Here is a 16,310-nt window from a genome sequence, read left to right as displayed (position 1 = left end):
GCGCGGGCGGGCCGGTGCAATGGAGGCGGACCCAGGAGGTGGGCGTCATGAGCCACGTGGTCGTCGGATACGACGGAACGAGGGAGAGCGGGCGGGCCCTGCGCTGGGCGGTGGAGGAGGCCCGGCTGCGGCGGCTGCCGCTCACAGTGTGCCATGCCTGGCGGTGGCCGTATCCGGTGAGCTACATGGACTACGAGGGCCTGGCCATCGTCCGCCGGATGGGCGAGCACATGCTCGACCACGGCGTGGCGCTGGCGCACGAGCTCGCCCCCACTCTGAAGGTGCACAAGCGGCTCGACACCGGGGGTCCCTACGACGCGCTGGTGAACCAGGGACCGGACGCCGAGCTCATCGTCATCGGGTCCCACCCTCCGGAGGAGACGCCGGTCGGGTCGACGTCGCTGAGGGTGCCGGCGAGGGCGGGCGCTCCGGTCGTGGTCGTGCGCTCGGCCGCGCCGCGCGACGGCCGGGTGGTCGTCGGCGTGGACGGCTCCGCGGGCGCGGACGCGGCGCTGGCGTTCGCCTTCGAGGAGGCCGCGCTGCGCGGCTGGCGGCTGCGCGCGGTGTACGGGTGCTGGGAGCCCGGAGCCGCCCCCGACGGGGACCTGTCGCTGTTCGGCGACGAGGACAAGCTCCGCCACGTGTGCGGAGCGGTGCTGGAACGGGCGGTCGCGCCCTGGCTGGTCAAGTACCCCACCGTCCAGGCGGCGACGTCGCTGGTGCTCGAGCCGCCCCGGGAGGCGCTGCTGGAGGCGGCGGACGGCGCCACGATGACGGTGCTGGGCGCGCGCGGGGCCGGCGAGGTGCAGCCGCTCACGCTGGGCGCGACGAGCGACGCGCTGCTCAAGCACGCCCCGTGCACGGTCGCGATCGTCCCGCAGCGGGTCGGATAGGACGGGAGCCCGTCCCCGTGCCGGGGACGGGACCTCTGGAACATCGAAGGTAGGCGAGTCGAGTGAGCATGGTGACCGCGGCGGATCTCGCGCGCGAGCCGTTCTTCGAAGGCATGCGGAGCCTGGACCTGTCCAGGCTGGCGAAGGCGGGGCGGCACACCGACATCCCGGCGGGGCGCCGCATGTTCGCGGAGGCCGCCCCGGCGGAGCGGTTCTGGCTCGTCCTGGACGGGATCGTGGCCGTGGACATGCGCGGCCCCGAGGGCGGGACGCTCGTCATCGACACCTTCGGGCCCGGATCGGTGGTGGGCTGGTCCTGGCTGTTCCGCCCGCACCGGTGGCGGTTCGGAGCCGTCGCGAGCACGCCGGTCCGGGCGATCGAGTTCGACGGCAGGCTGGTCCGGACGCTGAGCGCGGTCGACCCGGCGCTTGGCTACGAGCTGACGCGCCGCTTCGCCGAGCAGGTCGTCAGCCGCTTGGAGGCGACCCAGACGCGGCTCGCCCGGACCGCACCCGAGGCGCTGGGGCAGGCCGGCTGACCGGCGCCCGACCCGATCGGCGCCTGATCCGATCGGCCACAACGCCCGCCCGCCGGAGGCCGGGGCCGTCCGGCCCCGGCCTCCGGCGGGCGGGTCGCGCGTTCTCGGCGCCTCCTCCGTTCGGCGCCTCCTCGGTTCAGGGGCCGGGCCGCCGCTCAGGCGTAGGGGCGGACGACGGCGACGGGGCAGTGGGCGTGGTGGATCACGCCGTGGCCGACCGACCCGAGCGGGAACGACCGGCCCCGGGACCCGACCACGACCAGGTCGGCGTCCGCGGAGGCCTGCGCGAGCATCTCCACGGGGTGGCCGATGACGACGTCCTCGACGACCTTGAGGTCCGGATGGCGCTCGCGCCACGGTGCCAGGGCCGCCGCCAGGCGGTCGTAGCGGGCGTTGGCGGCGAGCTGCACGTCCACCCCGGAGCCGACGGGGGGCGCGGCGGGCCGCCAGGCGTGCAGCACGCGCAGCCGGGCGTCCCGGGCGGCGGCCGCGGCGAACGCGTGGTCGAGCGCCGGTGCGGGGTCCTCGGCCAGGTCCAGGCCGACCACGACCTCGCCGAGCGGGGTGTCCGAGTGGCCCCGGACGATGACCACCGGGCCGGGGTAGTGCCCGGCCAGGTCCAGGCCGGTGGAGCCGAGCAGCAGCGAGGCGAAGCCGCCCCGGCCGCGGTGGCCGACGACGACCTCGGCGGCCTCGCCGGTGTAGTGCCGCAGACCGCCCGCCACGGTCCGGTCGTGGACGAGCATGGTCTCGACCTTGAGACCGGGGTGCCGGCGCAGGGCGACGTCCCGTCCGGCGCGCAGCACCGGGTTCCACGAGTCCACGAGCGAGGCGACGTCGCCGCCGGTGTTCCCGGGCGCGGTCTTCGTGGGGGTCTCCAGGACGTGCAGGATGTGCAGTTCCTTGCCGAGGCGCGCGGCCTCCTCGGCGGCCCAGCCGATGGCGCGGTCGGAGGGGGCGGACCCGTCGGTTCCGACGAGAACGGCCGTTCTTTGGGTGGACATGTGCTTCTCCTGGGGGTACGGGGGTCAGCGACCGGCGGTGGGGGTGAGCGGCGGAAGCAGGAGCAGTTCGTGCGCCTGCCGCGCCGTCGGCGCCGTGCCGCCGCGGTCGGGGGTGTCCAGGGGCGTGCCCTCCAGGGCCGCGGCCAGCAGCCGGGCCGCTTCGGTCAGCGCGGCGACCTGCCGCTCCAGCACCGCGACGCGGTGTTCCAGAGCCGGGACGGACGAACCATGAATGATCTGCCTCGCCATCGCGAAGCTCCTTAACCTCGGCGAGCCGCCCCGACGGCGGCCAACGGTGCCGACTCAAGCGTCGATCACGCGTCCGCGCGCCCGTAGGGACCTTGGTCCCCGCCTCGGCGGCGACGGTCCCCCCCCGCGTCCCGGACGCGGACCTCAAGCCCGGTCGCCGGCGAGCAGGGCGATGCCCTCGAAGCCGGGCGTCCACCAGAGGCGGCCCTCGGACGACACGCCGAGCGCCTCGACCAGCGGGCAGGCCTCCGCCCAGGCCTGGGCCGCGTCGCCCATGACGAAGGCCGCGGTCGCGAGCGCGTCGACGTCGGTGAGGTGGCGTCCGACCAGCGTGACGGAGGCGAGGCCCGCGGCGGGACGCCCGGTGCGGGGGTCGATGATGTGCCGCCCGCGTTCGGCGGTTCCCGAGGTCGCGACGGCGATGTCGCCACCGGACACGACGGCGATGAGCCCGTCGCGGTCGTGCGGGTCGGCGAGGCCGAGCCGCCAGGGTTCTCCGGGGCCGGCCTCGCCGCGCGCCTGGATGTCGCCGCCGCCGTTCACGCAGTGGTCGTGCGCCCCGGCCTCGTGCAGGATCGTCGACGCCCGCTCGATCGCCCAGCCCTTGACCAGGCCGCTGGGATCGAGCCGCCCCCCGGGTTCGCAGGTGAACGCGCCGCCGGTCATCCGTCCGATCTCCGCGCAGAGGCGCAGGACCTCGGCGACCTCGGGGGCGCAGTCGCCGAGCCCGGCGCGGCCGTCCGCCAGCCGTGTGATCTGGCTGTCGGGGCGGTAGGGGGAGAAGACGCGGTCGACGTGGTGCAGCCAGGCGACGGCCTCGGCGAGGCCCGCGGTGACGGCCGGCGAGCGCGGTGTGCGGATGTCGAAGGAGAACACCGTCCCCATCACGTGCTCGACATGGCTGATTCCCTCAGGCACGGGCTTTGTCCAGAGCGCTCTGCAAGGAGGTGATGTACCCCTCGCTGGTGTAGGTGGCGCCGGAGACGGAGTCGATGCGCGCGTTCCCGGCCTTGAGGGCCTCCTTGGTGAGTTTGGGCAGGGCGAACGCGGCGATCTCGCGGTCGCGGCCGTTCTCCGAGGGGGAGCGCAGGACGCGGACGCCGGTGAGGTGGCCGGAGGACATCTTGATCTCGACCTGGACCGGGCCGTAGCGGGTGTCGACGGTCTGACCCCGATAGGTCCCGTTCGCCAGGTTCGCCCCTCCGCCGCTCGACCCTCCGGTCGTCCCGGTGCCCGTTCCGCCGCCCGCGGTGGCGGGCGGGGTGGCGGGGGCCTCCTGATGGTGCGGCTTCAGCGACAGCAGGAGCACGACCCCCGCGATCGTCGCGCTCGTGGTGAACACGGCTCGGCGCATGTGGTGGGTCCCCTCAGAACTCGAAGGATTCGGTACGGACGTGGCGGCGCCGCACGCCTGCCTGCTTGAGTGCGCGGTGGGCGGCGGTCATCATGCCGGGAGGGCCGCACAGGTAGACGTCCCGGTGCCGGATGTCGGGGACGAGGCCCCGCAGCGCCCGGCCGGTCAGCGGCAGGGAGTACTGGGACGGCTCGTCCACGAAGTAGTAGGCCTGCGCGCCCCGCACGCGGGCGATGTCGTCAAGTTCGCCGCGCAGGGCGAGGTCCTCGGGGCGCCGGGCCAGGTAGACGAGGGTCACGTCGCCGGGCAGGGTCTCGAACAGCGTCCGCAGCGGGGTGATGCCGACGCCGCCGGCGATCAGCAGGGCCCGGTCGTGGCTCGGCCGCGCTCCGGTGAGCCCGCCGTAGGGCCCCTCCGCCCACACCCGCGTCCCGGGGCGGAGCCGGGCGAGGGCCTTGCTGTGGTCCCCGGCCTCCTTGACGGTGATCCGGAGCCGGTGCCCGCGGGCCGGTTCGGACAGCGAGTAGGGGTTGGCCGTCCACCAGTGGCCCGGGGCGAGGAACCGCCAGCGGAAGAACTGGCCCGGCTCGGCGCGCAGCTCGTCGAGGCGGCGGCCGCTCATGTAGACCGAGAAGACCCCGGGCGCCTCGGCCTGGACGTCGGTGACCCGCAGCCCGTGCCGGAGCCCGCGCACCGCGGGCATCAGGAACCGGAACCAGGCGAGGACGACGGCGACGCCGATGTACAGGGTGTACCAGGCGGCCTTGGCCCAGGGCGATCCGGCGAACTGGGCGCCGTTGGCGAGCTGGTGCGAGAACGCGAGGAAGATCGCCAGGTAGGTGGCGAAGTGCAGGTAGTGCCACGTCTCGTAGCGCATCCGCCGCCGGGCCGCCCTCGCGGAGGTGATGCCGACGCCGAGGAAGAGCAGGAACCCGAGCGTCCCCTTGAGCATCTCGGGGTAGTCGACGACCACCCTCGCCGTCTCGTGGACGACGTCGGTCCGGGCCGTGACCGCGTACCCCCAGATGATCAGGAGGGCGTGCGCCAGCGCGAGGAAGACGGTGTACCGCCCGCCCATCGCGTGCCAGCGCGCCAGCCGGTCGGTGCCGACCCCGCGCTCCAGCGCCGGCACGCGGGCCATCAGGGCCAGCAGGACGGCGCAGCCGTATCCCGCCAGCAGTCCGGTGACGCGCCCCGCCTCCGTCAGCCAGCCGTCGAGGCCGGTGATCGGGCCGGTGCTCCGCCACCACAGCGCCAGCACCGCCACGGCGCCGGCGTAGATCAGCACCTGCGGCCACCAGGGCGGGATACGCCACGCCGACCGCCGGGCCTGCTGGGGCGGCCGCATGATGTCGTACCTGGTCGTGGTCATGCCGGCCACCCTGCCAACGCATTTTCTGCGTTCCCTCTGACACCATGGGAGAACGCGCATCTCAGAGCCTTTTCAGAGGAAAGGCAGAGGTTGGAGAGGGATGCTGAGCGGACCATGACGAACGACGAACCCGTGGTGGCGGGCTTGCAGCGGGCCGACGGGACACCCGTACGGGTCCTCGTGGTCGACGACGAACCGGATCTGGCGGAGGTGCTGTCGCGCGTCCTGGCCTCGGAGGGCTGGGCGGTGCGGACGGCCGGCGACGGCGCGGGCGCGCTCGCCGCCGCGCGCGACTTCCGCCCGGACGCGGTCGTGCTGGACGTGATGCTCCCCGACATCGACGGCCTGCAGGTGCTTCGGCGGCTGCGAGCCGACTCGCCCGACGTCTGCGTGCTGTTCCTGACCGCCAAGGACGCCGTCGAGGACCGCATCGCCGGCATCACCGCGGGCGGCGACGACTACGTGACCAAGCCGTTCAGCCTGGAGGAGGTCCTGGCGAGGCTGCGCGGGCTGCTGCGCCGGGCGGGCATGGCCCGGCAGGCGGGCGCCGGTCGGCTGCTCACCGTCGGCGGCCTGGCCATGGACGAGGACGCCCGGGAGGTGACCCGCGAGGGCGAGGTCGTGGAGCTGACCCCCACCGAGTTCGAGCTGCTGCGCTTCCTGATGCGCAACCCGCGCCGGGTCCTCAGCAAGGCCCAGATCCTCGACCGCGTCTGGGACTACGACTTCGGCGGCCAGGCCCATGTCGTCGAGCTGTACATCAGCTACCTGCGCAAGAAGATCGACGCGGGCCGCGCGCCGATGATCCACACCGTGCGCGGGGTCGGGTACGTCCTGAAGCCGGGGGCTCCGTGAGGGGCCCGCGCACGCTGCGGGCCCGGCTCACCGCCGGACTGCTCGTCCTGCTGGCGCTGAGCTGCCTCGCCGTGGGGATCGCCACCGCGACCGCGCTCGACCGGTTCCTCGTCGGCCGGCTGGACGAGCAGCTCACCGCGTCCGGCGGGCGGTTCCCGGCGAGCCTGGAGCACGAGCGGCGCAAGGACGCCGACGACCGTCCCGACACCCGCGGTCAGGCGCCGGGGACGTTCGGCGCGCGGCTCTTCGGCCGCACGGTGACGGAGGCCGCGGTCGTGCGCGACAGCTCCGACGAGCCCGTGCCGCTCGACGCCGCCGACAGGCGCGCCCTGGCCGCCCTCCCGCCCGACGGCCGGGGGCGTTCGCTCGACCTGTCGGCGCTGGAGGAGTACCGGGTGATGGCGCTGCGCGGCGACGACGGGGACGTCCTGGTCACCGGCCTGCCGCTGCGGCCGGCCGAGGAGACGCTGCACCGCCTCATCATGGTGGAGGCGGTCGTGTTCGCGGCCGTGCTCGCCGCGGCCGGGATCGCGGCTGCGGCCTGGGTCCGGCTGGCCCTGCGCCCGCTGCGGCGGGTCGCCGCGACCGCGTCCCGGGTCACCGAGCTGCCGCTGGCCAGCGGCGAGGTGGCGATGCCCGAGCGCGTCCCCGACACCGACCCCCGCACCGAGGTCGGGCAGGTCGGCGCCGCGCTGAACCGGATGCTCGGCCACGTCGAGAACGCGCTGGCCCGGCGGCACGCCAGCGAGGAGCGGCTCCGGCGGTTCGCCGCCGACGCGAGCCACGAGCTGCGCACCCCGGTCGCCGCGATCCGCGGCCATGCCGAGCTCGCCCTGCGCATGCCCGAGCCCGTCCCGGACGAGGTGCGGCACGCGCTGGGGCGCATCGAGGCCGAGTCGGTCCGGATGTCCGAACTGGTCGACGACCTGCTGCTCCTCGCCCGCCTGGACGCCGGCCGGCCGCTGGAGGCGGACCCGGTCGACCTGACCCGCATCGTGCTCGACGCCACCGCCGACGCCCGTGCGGTCGGCCCGCGGCACCGCTGGGAGCTGGTGCTCCCGGAGGAACCGGTGACCGTCACCGGGGACGCGCGCCGGCTCCACCAGCTGGTCGCCAACCTGCTCGCCAACGCGCGCGCCCACACGCCCCCCGGCACGCACGTCACCGTGCGGCTCACCGTCCAGGGAGCCGCCGTCCTCCTCGACGTGGAGGACGACGGCCCCGGCATCCCGGCCGAGCTGCGCGAGGAGATCTTCCAGCGGTTCGTCCGCGCCGACAAGGGCCGGGCGCGCAGCGCGGGCGGCACGGGCCTCGGGCTGGCCATCGTCCAGGCGGTGGCCGCCGCCCACGGCGGCCGCGCCGAACTCGTCGCCGGAGAACACACGCTCTTCCGCGTGACGCTCCCGATCTCGAAGGCCGAAGCCCCGTAGCGGGGCTTCGGCCCTGGAGCCCGGCGCTCGCGGCGCGCCGGCGACCGCGTGTTCCTACAGCGGCGCGCCCTCGCCGGTCGCGCTGGTGTGCCCGCGAGCCCTGCGGCGGGTCTCCCTGTACTGGGCGGTGCTCTCCACGCGGGCGCGCAGGCGGGTGCCGGCCAGGCTGACCGCCTCCGGCATCGAGGCCGCCGCGGCGTGGGCGTTGACCGGCAGGCCGTTGAGGTCGACCCGGAACGAGGCCAGGCAGGGCCGGGGGACGGCCGGGTCGTGGAGAACGCTGAGCATGGCCTTCGCGTACAGGACGGGACGCGGGGCATGAGCCAGCGCTCGGGCGACGGTCTCGCGCGCCTGCCGCAGGTCCTCCTGCGAAACGTCCTTGCTGGTCGCGAACTGGATGTCGAGCTCGTTCGGAGCTGTGGCGGGCAACGTGGGCCTCCCTATTCGCACGGGCCGGTGACACCAGCATTGGGCTCGTGCAGGGGGCGCCCCAGGGACTTTGGTCCCTCCGGGTGCGGCCTTAGGACCGCCATGGGACTCAGCCGAGAGCCAGGATCCGCATGGCCAGGCGAGCGGTCCGGCCGCCCTCCTCCTCCGCCACACCGAGCGCCGTCCGCACGTCGAGGTCGTCGAGGAGCGCCCGTTCCACGGCGGCCTCGGCCGCGGTGGAGGAGTTCCCCCGGCCCGCCGCGAGATGCAGCCGCTCCAGGTCGGCCGCGGCGCGGTCGAGGGCGCCGGGCGTGTAGTCCCACTCCCGTGCCCAGGGCTCGGTGAGGAGCATGAACCGGACGGCCGCGGCCGGGTGGTCCTGGACCAGGTCGGAGACCAGCACCAGGTTCCCGGTGGACTTCGCCATCTTGACGCCGTCCCGGCACACCATGCCCACGTGCAGCCAGGCTCGGGAGAACGGCCGTACGCCCGTCAGCGCCTCGGCCATGGCGGCCTCGTAGGCGTGGTGGGGGAACCGCAGGTCGGCGCCGCCCGCGTGCAGGTCGAGGGCCGGGCCGAACGCCGTCATGGCCATCGCGGCGCACTCGGCGTGCCAGCCGGGCCGGCCGGCGCTCCAGGGGCTGGGCCAGGCGGGCTCGCCCGACCGCGACGGCCGCCACACCGCGACGTCGAACGGGTCCTCCTTGCCGGGGTCGTCGGGTGCGTCGCCGTACTCGGCGAGGAGGTCGTGGGCCCGGCCGGCGTCGAGGCCGGCGCGCTGCGGGACGTCTCCGCCCCGGAACAGGACCGCGCCGTCCCGGACGTAGGCGAGGCCTGCGGCGAGGAGGCCCTGGGCGAGCGCGACGACCTCGCTGACATGGGTGTGGGCGCGGGGCTGGAGGTCGACGGCGTGGACGCCGAGCACCTCCAGGTCGCGTTCGAAGTAGAACTGCTGGACGGCGGCGAAGCTGTCGTACGGACTGCCCGCGCGGTGCGCCGCCTGGTCCAGCACGTCGTCGACGTCGGTGACGTTGCGGCACACGCGCACCTCGGCGCCGGCGTGCCGCAGGACGCGTGCGGCGACGTCGGCCCAGACGAAGGTGCGGGCATGGCCGAGATGGGTCGCGTCGTAGGGGGTGATCCCGCAGACGTACATGCGGGCGGGGCCGACGACCGGGAGGGGCCGGCCGCCGATCCGGAGGGTGCGATCGGGTGCGTTGAGATCCACGAGAGCGCCGTTCGTCAGGGTGGCAGGGCACCTTACTCCCTCCCGTCCTACCCCGGGCAAGGCTTCCCGGCCGGGGGACGAAGGTCCCGATGACCGGTGACCTTGGGGCGCTGACCCGCCGGGCCGCCCCGTCCGACGCTGGGGGCATGACCGAGAGCCTTTCCGGCGCGCGCGTGTTCGCGCTGCTGACCGATGGAACGCAGGTCGAGATCAGGCGGCTGGGCGAGGCGGACCGGGAGGCGGTGCGCGACCTGCACCGCGGGCTGCGGGAGGAGAGCCTCTACCTGCGGTTCTTCGGCCTCAACCGGGCCGTGGCCGAGCAGGTCGCGGCGCGGGTCTGCCGCGCGGACGGCGCGGGCCACGCGGCGCTCGGCGCGTGGCTGCACGGCGAACTGGTCGGCGTGGCGGAGTACGAACCGACCGACGTGCCGGGCGAGGCCGAGTTCGCGATGGCGGTCGCCGACCGGATGCACCACCGGGGGGTCGGCACGCTGCTGCTGGAGCACCTCGGATCCCTGGCCCGCTCCCAGGGGATCGTGGCCTTCCGCGCCGACACGCTCGCGGAGAACACCGCGATGCTGCGCGTCTTCGCCGACGCCGGGATGGCGGCGCGGCGCCGCTCCGCGGGGAACGTGGTCGAGCTGACGCTGCCGCTGGTCTCCGACGAGGGATACCTGGACGCGGTGGCCGAACGGGAGCGGCGCGCGGACGTGGCGAGCCTGGAGCCGCTGCTGCGGCCGCGGACGGTCGCGGTCGTCGGGGCCTCCCGGCGGCCGGGGACGGTCGGGGCCGAGATCCTGCGCAACATCCTCTCCGCCGGGTTCGGGGGCGCCGTGTACGCGGTGAACCCGCACGCCGCCGGCGGCGACCTGCACGGGGCGCCCTGCGTGGCGACGCCCGCCGACCTGCCGGAGCGGCCCGACCTGGCGGTCGTCACCGTGCCCGCCGGCGCCGTGGTCCGCGCGGCGGCCGAGTGCGGGCGCGGCGGGGCCCGTGCGCTGGTGGTGGTCAGCTCCGGGCTCACCGCCGTCCAGGGGCGCGACCTGCTGGCGGTCTGCCGGGAGCACGGCATGCGGCTGGTCGGCCCGAACTGCCTGGGGACGGCCAACACGGCGGTCTCGCTCGACGCGACGTTCGGCGCCGCGCATCCCGTCCCCGGGAGCGCGGGGGTGGTGGTGCAGTCGGGCGGTGTCGGGATCGCGCTGCTGGAGCAGCTGTCGCGGCTGGGGGTCGGGATCTCCTCCTTCGCCTCGGTCGGGGACAAGTACGACGTCAGCGCGAACGACCTGCTCATGTGGTGGGAGTCGGACGAGACGACCCGGGTGGGGATCCTGCACGTGGAGTCGTTCGGCAACCCGCGCAAGTTCGCCAGGACGGCGCGGCGGGTGGCGGCCCGGATGCCGTTGCTGACCGTCCTCGCCGGGCGGTCGGCGCCCGGCACGCGGGCGGCGGCCTCCCACACCGCGGCCGCCGCCACCCCGGAGATCACGCGGCGGGCCCTGTTCCGGCAGGCGGGCATCGTCGCCACCGACGACCTCGGGGAACTGGTGGACGCGGCGGCGCTGCTGGCGACCCAGCCGCTCCCGGCGGGGCCGCGCGTCGCGGTGGTGTCCAACGCGGGCGGGGCGGGGGTCCTCGCGGCCGACGCCTGCGCCGACGCGGGGCTCACGGTCCCGGTCCTCGGGCCGGCCACCCGGCGCCGCCTCTCCGCGATGCTGCCCCCGTGCGCGGCGGTCTCCAACCCCGTCGACACCACGGCCGCGGTCTCCGCCGAGCTGTTCCGGGAGGCCCTCGACGCGGTCGCCGCGGACGAGTCCGTCGACGCCGTCCTGGCGCTCGTGGCGCCCACGGCGCTCGCCGATCTGCGCGGAGCGCTCGGCGGCGGCGGCAAGCCGGTCGCCGCCGTCGTGCTGGGGCAGGCCGAGACCGTCAGGGTCAACGAGATGGGCGTCCCCTGCTACGCCTATCCGGAGAACGCCGTCCGCGCGTTCGCACGCGCCTTCTCCTACGCGCGGCGGCGGGGCCTGCCGCCCGGCACGGCCCCCGTGCTGCCAGGCCTGCTGCCGGTGGAGGCTGCGGCCGTCATCGACGAGTTCCTGTCGGCGGAGCCGGAGGGCGGCTGGCTGCCGCCCGTCGGCACCTTCCGGCTGCTGGAGTCCTACGGGCTCCCCCTCGCCCCCTGGTGCTGGGCGCGGACCGAGGACGAGGCCGCCGCGGCGGCCCGCGAGATGGGCGTCCCGGTGGCGATGAAGGCGCACGTGCCCGGCGTCGTGCACAAGACGGCGGCGGGAGCGCTCCGGCTGGGCCTGGACGGAGAGCGGGAGGTACGAGAGGCCTTCCGGGGCCTCGCGGGCCGGTTCGGCGAGGACCTGAAGGGCGTGGTCGTCCAGGCCATGGTGGAGGAGGGCGTCGAGGTGCTGTGCGGCGCCGTCCAGGAAGAGGTGTTCGGGGCCGTCGTCGTCTTCGGAGCGGGCGGCATCGACACCGACGCGCTGGCGGACCGCACCGCGCGCCTCGCCCCGCTGACCGCGCAGGAGGCCGACGACCTGATCCGCGAGCCGCGCCTGTCGGCCCTGCTGCTCGGCCATCCCGCCCGTCCGCCCGGCGACGTCGCCGGCCTGCGCGAGGCCCTGCTGCGGCTGTCCAGGCTGGCGGCCGACCACCCCGAGATCGCCGAACTCGACCTCAACCCCACCGTCGTCCGCCCGGACGGGGTGGTGGCCGTCGACGCGCGCGTGAAGGTCGTGCCCCGGCGCGCCTGGGACCCCTACCTGCGCCGCCTCCGCTGAAGGGGACGAGATCGTGAGACATCACCAGGAGACCGTGCGGCACCACCACCAGGGCCCCGAAACCGCCGCGGACGAGGCCGTCTCGACCGCCGACCCGCGCGAGCCCCTGCCCCGGCTCCGCAAGGAACTGCGGACGGGGGAGCGCGGGCTGTCTGAGCGCGAGGCGGCCCGCAGGCTGGCGGTCTACGGCGCCAACCAGGTCCGGCGGCGCGAGAAGCGATCCCTGGCCAGGCTGCTGTCCGCCCAGTTCCTCCACCCTCTGGCGCTACTGCTGTGGGGCGCGGCCCTGCTGGCGTTCGTGGCGGGCATGGCGGTGCTGGGCTGGGCGATCCTGGCCGTGATCCTGGTGAACGCGGTGTTCGCGCTGCTCCAGGAGCACCAGGCCGAGCGGGCCGTCGAGGCGCTGGCGGCCTACCTGCCGGAGAAGGCCCACGTCGTCCGGGACGGGACGGCGCGGGCGGTGGAGGTCACCGGCCTCGTCCCGGGAGACCTGATCCTCCTGGAGGAGGGCGACAAGGTCCCCGCCGACGCCCGGCTCACCGAAGGGGCCCTGGAACTCGACCTGTCGATGCTGACCGGCGAGTCGGCGCCCGTGGACAGGGTGGCGGCGCCGGCCGAGCAGGGCGTCGCCCTGCTCCACGAGCCCAATCTGGTGTTCTCCGGGACGACCTGCACCGGGGGAGAGGCGCGGGCGATCGTGTTCGCGACCGGCGGGCACACCGAGCTCGGCCGCATCGCCGCGCTCAGCCAGCGCGCGCCCCGCGGGGAGAGCCCGCTGGAGGCCCAGGTCAAGAAGGTGGCCTGGCTGATCGCCGCGGTCGCGGTCGGGATGGGCGTGGTGTTCCTGCTGATCGGGGCGCTGGTCGGCCTGCCGCTGACCGACGCCCTCATGTTCGCGATCGGGCTGCTGGTCGCCAACGTGCCCGAGGGCCTCCTGCCGACCATCACCCTCGCGCTGGCGGTCGGGGTCCGGGTCCTCGCCCGGCAGGGCGCGGTCGTCAAGCGGCTCAGCGCCGTCGAGACGCTCGGCTCCACCAACGTCATCTGCACCGACAAGACCGGCACCCTCACGCAGAACCGGATGCGGCTCCAGGCGTACTGGACCCCGGACGGCGGCACGGTCACGGCGCCGGAGCGACCGCCGCCCGCCGAGCTGGTGCGGGCGATGACCGAGTGCACCACGGTCTCCTACGACGAGGCCGGCGACCTGCAGGGCGACCCGACCGAGATCGCCCTGGTCCTGGGCGGCGGTCCCGACGCGCCCGCCCGCCTCACGGCGCGCGACGACCGGCGCCGGGCCGCCTTCCGGTTCGACGCCCGCCTGCGGATGATGTCCGTCGTCGCCCGGCGCGACGACCACCTGGCCGTGTACGCCAAGGGCGCGCCCGAGGCCGTGCTGGCCCGCTGCTCCGGCGCGGACCGGCACGCGGTCATGGACGTCGTCGACGAGCTCGCACGCCGGGGCCTGCGGGTGCTGGCGGTCGCCGACCGGGGCCTGCCGCCCGGCGCCGCCCCGCCCGAACGGCGGGAGGACGCCGAGACCGGGCTGCGCCTCCTCGGGCTCGTCGGGCTGTACGACCCGCCGCGCCCGGAGGTCGCGGACGCCGTGCGCCGCTGCCACGGCGCGGGGCTGCGCGTCCACATCGTCACCGGCGACAACGGCGCCACCGCCGCGGCCGTCGCCGCGGAGGTCGGCATCGGCGTCCCGCGCCTGCGCGTGGTCGCCGAGTCGGAGAAGGTGCACGACCACGAGCTGGACGAGCTGCTGACCGGCGACGACGAGATCGTCTTCGCGCGGTCGTCGCCGGAGACCAAGCTCAAGGTCGCCGACGCGCTGCGCGCCCACGGCCGGATCGTGGCGATGACCGGGGACGGCGCCAACGACGCCCCGGCCCTGCACCAGGCCCATATCGGCGTGGCGATGGGGCGCTCGGGCACCGACGTCGCCCGCGAGGCGTCCACGATGGTGCTGACCGACGACAACTTCGCCACGATCGTGACCGCCGTCGAATCCGGCCGGCGCGTCTACGACAACGTCCGCAAGTTCATCCTCTACATCTTCGCCCACGCCGTCCCGGAGATCGTCCCCTTCCTGGTGTTCGCGCTCAGCGGCGGCCTGGTGCCGCTGCCCCTCACGGTCCTGCAGATCCTCGCGATCGACCTCGGCACCGAGACGCTCCCCGCGCTGGCCCTCGGCCGCGAACCCGCCGAACCCGGCATCATGGACCGGCCGCCCCGCCCGTCGTCCCAGGGCGTCATCTCCCGGGACATGCTGATCCGCGCGTGGGGCTACCTCGGCCTGATCTCCGCCGTCCTGGTCATGTCGGTGTTCTTCTACACGTTGTGGCGGGCCGGCTGGCATCCCGGCGACCCGACCGGCACGGGCGCCCCCCTCCACCACGCCTACCTGACCGCCACCACCGCGACGTTCGCGGGCCTGGTCACCTGCCAGATCGGCACCGCGATGGCCTCCCGCACCGACCACGCGTCCCTCCGCGAGGTGGGGCTCACCACCAACCCGCTCCTGCTGGCCGGCATCGCCTTCGAGGTCCTGTTCGCCGCCGCCCTGATCTACCTGCCGCCCTTCCAGCACCTCTTCGGAACCGCCGCCCTCCCGCCGGACGTCCTGGGCATCATCGCCGCGTTCCCCGTCATCGTCTGGGCGGCCGACGAGTACCGCCGCCACCGCCGCCGCGCCCGTGCCGTCCCGGCGCCGAGCGCCGGCTGACCAGGGGCCCGGGCCGACGCACCGGCGCGGGCGGTGGAGGGGCGGTCCCCGCAGTTTCAGGCCGTGGGATGCGCGGCCCGCGCCGCTTCCTTGACGAGCTCGTCGACGCCGTCGCGGATCCCCGCGCACAGGGTCCGCAGATCGGGGAGTGCGTCGTGGTCGCCGGTGATCCCGAACGACAGGACGCCGTCGTAGGAGACGATGCCGACGGACACGCGCAGCCCGGCGACGATCGGGATGTAGGGGTCCATCTCCAGCATCCGCCGCCCCATCGCGTACAGCGGGAAGGAGGGGCCGGGGACGTTGGTGACGATCGTGTGGACCAGCGGCTGCCGCAGCCGCAGCGCCGTGTGGGCCGCCACCGAGAACAGGCCGGGGGCGCCCCCGAGGAGCTGGAGGAAGGCGTCGAGTCCGGCGGCCTGGTCCGCGCTCTTCGCGCCGTCCATCTGCTCGCGCAGCAGCCGCAGGCGGCGCACGGGGTCCGGCTCCCCGCAGGGCAGGTCGGCCAGGACCGCCGACACCCGGTTCGCCAGGACCCCGCGTTCGTCGGCCGACCGGACCGAGACGGGCACCAGCGCGCGGACGGTCGAGTCCGCGGTGAGTTCGCCGCGGGCGGCCAGCAGCGTCCGGAAGCCGGAGGCCGTCGCGGCCAGCGCGACGTCGTTGACCGAGCCGCCGAAGGCGCGCCTGATCCGGGCCACCTCGTCCAGGCCGGCGGAGGTCCGCGACCAGCGCCGGAGCGGGACGGTCGGGCCGTTGAGGGAGGACGCGCCGGGGCCGGTGAGGCGCGCGGCGTAGCCGGGCACCGCGCCCGCGACGGTGATCGAGTCGCGCAGGGCCGGGAGGAAGAGCCGGGCGGCCTGCCGCCCGAGGCCCTTCAGCCGGTCCGCCACGGCGCTGCGGACGACCGCCCGCCCGGACGGCTCCGGCGCGGGCGTCCACAGCCGGGGATCGGCGGGCGACCAGCCGGGGCCGGCGTCGAGCAGGACGCCCAGCAGGTCGATCCCGGCCAGCCCGTCGACCATGCAGTGGTGCACCTTGGAGATCAGCGCCCAGCGGCCGTCCCGCAGGCCCTCGACCAGCCACACCTCCCAGGGGGAGCGGGTGAGGTCCAGCCGCCGGCCGAGGACGTCGCCCGCCAGCTCCTGCAGTTCCTCCGGGCCGCCGGGCGCTGGCGCCTCCACGTGCCGGACGTGGTCGGCCATCCGGAAGCGGCGGTCGTCGACCCACACCGGGTGCGCGAGGCGGAGCGGGACCGTCCGGACGCGCTGCCGGCAGCGGGGCGCGAACCGGAGCCGGGCGAAGATCTCCCGCTCCAGCTCCGCGTGGCCGGGGGCGGGGCCCTCGAACACCGTCACGGTGCCGATCTGGAGCGGCGTCGTGTCGTTCTCGGCGAAGAACATCCCCGCGTCCAGCGCGTTCATCCGCTGCATCGTGCAC

At 75.2% G+C, this 16,310-nt stretch carries 14 protein-coding genes; 6 read left to right on the top strand and 8 right to left on the bottom strand.

Annotated elements, in window-relative coordinates; translation table 11 throughout:
* Positions 1–47: 47 nt before the first annotated feature.
* Together K4S16_RS01830 and K4S16_RS01825 are read left to right on the top strand one after the other, a co-directional pair.
* The gene (locus K4S16_RS01830; protein ID WP_235036502.1) at positions 48–893 is read left to right on the top strand and encodes a universal stress protein; all 846 of its coding nucleotides are present in this window, start codon (positions 48–50) and stop codon (positions 891–893) included.
* A gap of 68 nt (positions 894–961) precedes the next feature.
* Positions 962–1,432: a Crp/Fnr family transcriptional regulator gene (locus K4S16_RS01825; RefSeq protein WP_235036621.1), complete on the top strand. Its 471-nt coding sequence runs from the start codon at positions 962–964 to the stop codon at positions 1,430–1,432.
* Positions 1,433–1,587: 155 nt separating this feature from the next.
* On the opposite strand, the gene K4S16_RS01820 is transcribed toward K4S16_RS01825, so the two are convergent.
* The 5 genes from K4S16_RS01820 to K4S16_RS01800 form a co-directional block, all read right to left on the bottom strand.
* Positions 1,588–2,436, bottom strand: a complete 849-nt coding sequence (locus K4S16_RS01820; RefSeq protein WP_149257044.1) for a universal stress protein — start codon at positions 2,434–2,436, stop codon at positions 1,588–1,590.
* A gap of 24 nt (positions 2,437–2,460) precedes the next feature.
* Positions 2,461–2,685 (bottom strand): hypothetical protein, encoded by a 225-nt coding sequence (locus tag K4S16_RS01815; protein ID WP_149257043.1) that lies wholly within the window; start codon positions 2,683–2,685, stop codon positions 2,461–2,463.
* A gap of 144 nt (positions 2,686–2,829) precedes the next feature.
* On the bottom strand, positions 2,830–3,603 hold the full coding sequence (locus K4S16_RS01810) for an FAD:protein FMN transferase (RefSeq protein ID WP_200841642.1): 774 nt from the start codon (positions 3,601–3,603) through the stop codon (positions 2,830–2,832).
* Entirely contained in the window at positions 3,596–4,039 is a 444-nt protein-coding gene (locus tag K4S16_RS01805) for an FMN-binding protein (RefSeq protein WP_149257042.1), read from the bottom strand. The genes K4S16_RS01810 and K4S16_RS01805 overlap by 8 nt, the downstream gene beginning before the upstream one ends.
* A 13-nt stretch (positions 4,040–4,052) precedes the next feature.
* Entirely contained in the window at positions 4,053–5,411 is a 1,359-nt protein-coding gene (locus K4S16_RS01800; protein ID WP_149257041.1) for a ferric reductase-like transmembrane domain-containing protein, read from the bottom strand.
* 114 nt (positions 5,412–5,525) lie between these two features.
* Between K4S16_RS01800 and K4S16_RS01795 the strand changes: the two genes are divergently transcribed.
* The gene (locus K4S16_RS01795) at positions 5,526–6,266 is read left to right on the top strand and encodes a response regulator transcription factor (RefSeq protein WP_149257040.1); all 741 of its coding nucleotides are present in this window, start codon (positions 5,526–5,528) and stop codon (positions 6,264–6,266) included.
* On the top strand, positions 6,263–7,696 hold the full coding sequence (locus tag K4S16_RS01790; RefSeq protein WP_149257039.1) for a cell wall metabolism sensor histidine kinase WalK: 1,434 nt from the start codon (positions 6,263–6,265) through the stop codon (positions 7,694–7,696). The genes K4S16_RS01795 and K4S16_RS01790 overlap by 4 nt, the downstream gene beginning before the upstream one ends.
* A 54-nt stretch (positions 7,697–7,750) precedes the next feature.
* Here K4S16_RS01790 and K4S16_RS01785 read toward each other — a convergent pair whose 3' ends face one another.
* Together K4S16_RS01785 and K4S16_RS01780 are read right to left on the bottom strand one after the other, a co-directional pair.
* Positions 7,751–8,125, bottom strand: a complete 375-nt coding sequence (locus K4S16_RS01785) for a hypothetical protein (RefSeq protein ID WP_149257038.1) — start codon at positions 8,123–8,125, stop codon at positions 7,751–7,753.
* Positions 8,126–8,234: 109 nt separating this feature from the next.
* Positions 8,235–9,353, bottom strand: a complete 1,119-nt coding sequence (locus K4S16_RS01780; RefSeq protein ID WP_235036501.1) for a class I tRNA ligase family protein — start codon at positions 9,351–9,353, stop codon at positions 8,235–8,237.
* 89 nt (positions 9,354–9,442) lie between these two features.
* Here K4S16_RS01780 and K4S16_RS01775 point away from each other — a divergent pair, with 89 nt between their 5' ends.
* Together K4S16_RS01775 and K4S16_RS01770 are read left to right on the top strand one after the other, a co-directional pair.
* Positions 9,443–12,142 (top strand): bifunctional GNAT family N-acetyltransferase/acetate--CoA ligase family protein, encoded by a 2,700-nt coding sequence (locus K4S16_RS01775; RefSeq protein WP_200841641.1) that lies wholly within the window; start codon positions 9,443–9,445, stop codon positions 12,140–12,142.
* 13 nt (positions 12,143–12,155) lie between these two features.
* Positions 12,156–14,870 carry a cation-transporting P-type ATPase gene (locus tag K4S16_RS01770; protein WP_200841640.1) on the top strand — a complete coding sequence of 905 codons (2,715 nt, stop codon included), beginning with the start codon at positions 12,156–12,158 and terminating at the stop codon, positions 14,868–14,870.
* Between the two features lie 56 nt (positions 14,871–14,926).
* On the opposite strand, the gene K4S16_RS01765 is transcribed toward K4S16_RS01770, so the two are convergent.
* Positions 14,927–16,303: a wax ester/triacylglycerol synthase family O-acyltransferase gene (locus K4S16_RS01765; protein WP_235036500.1), complete on the bottom strand. Its 1,377-nt coding sequence runs from the start codon at positions 16,301–16,303 to the stop codon at positions 14,927–14,929.
* Between the last annotated feature and the right edge of the window lie 7 nt (positions 16,304–16,310).

This window comes from Actinomadura sp. K4S16 (genome assembly GCF_008327685.1).
Taxonomy (GTDB): Bacteria; Actinomycetota; Actinomycetes; order Streptosporangiales; family Streptosporangiaceae; genus Spirillospora.
Note: the sequence above shows the minus strand (reverse complement) of the source record. Positions and strands in the feature narration are given on the sequence as shown.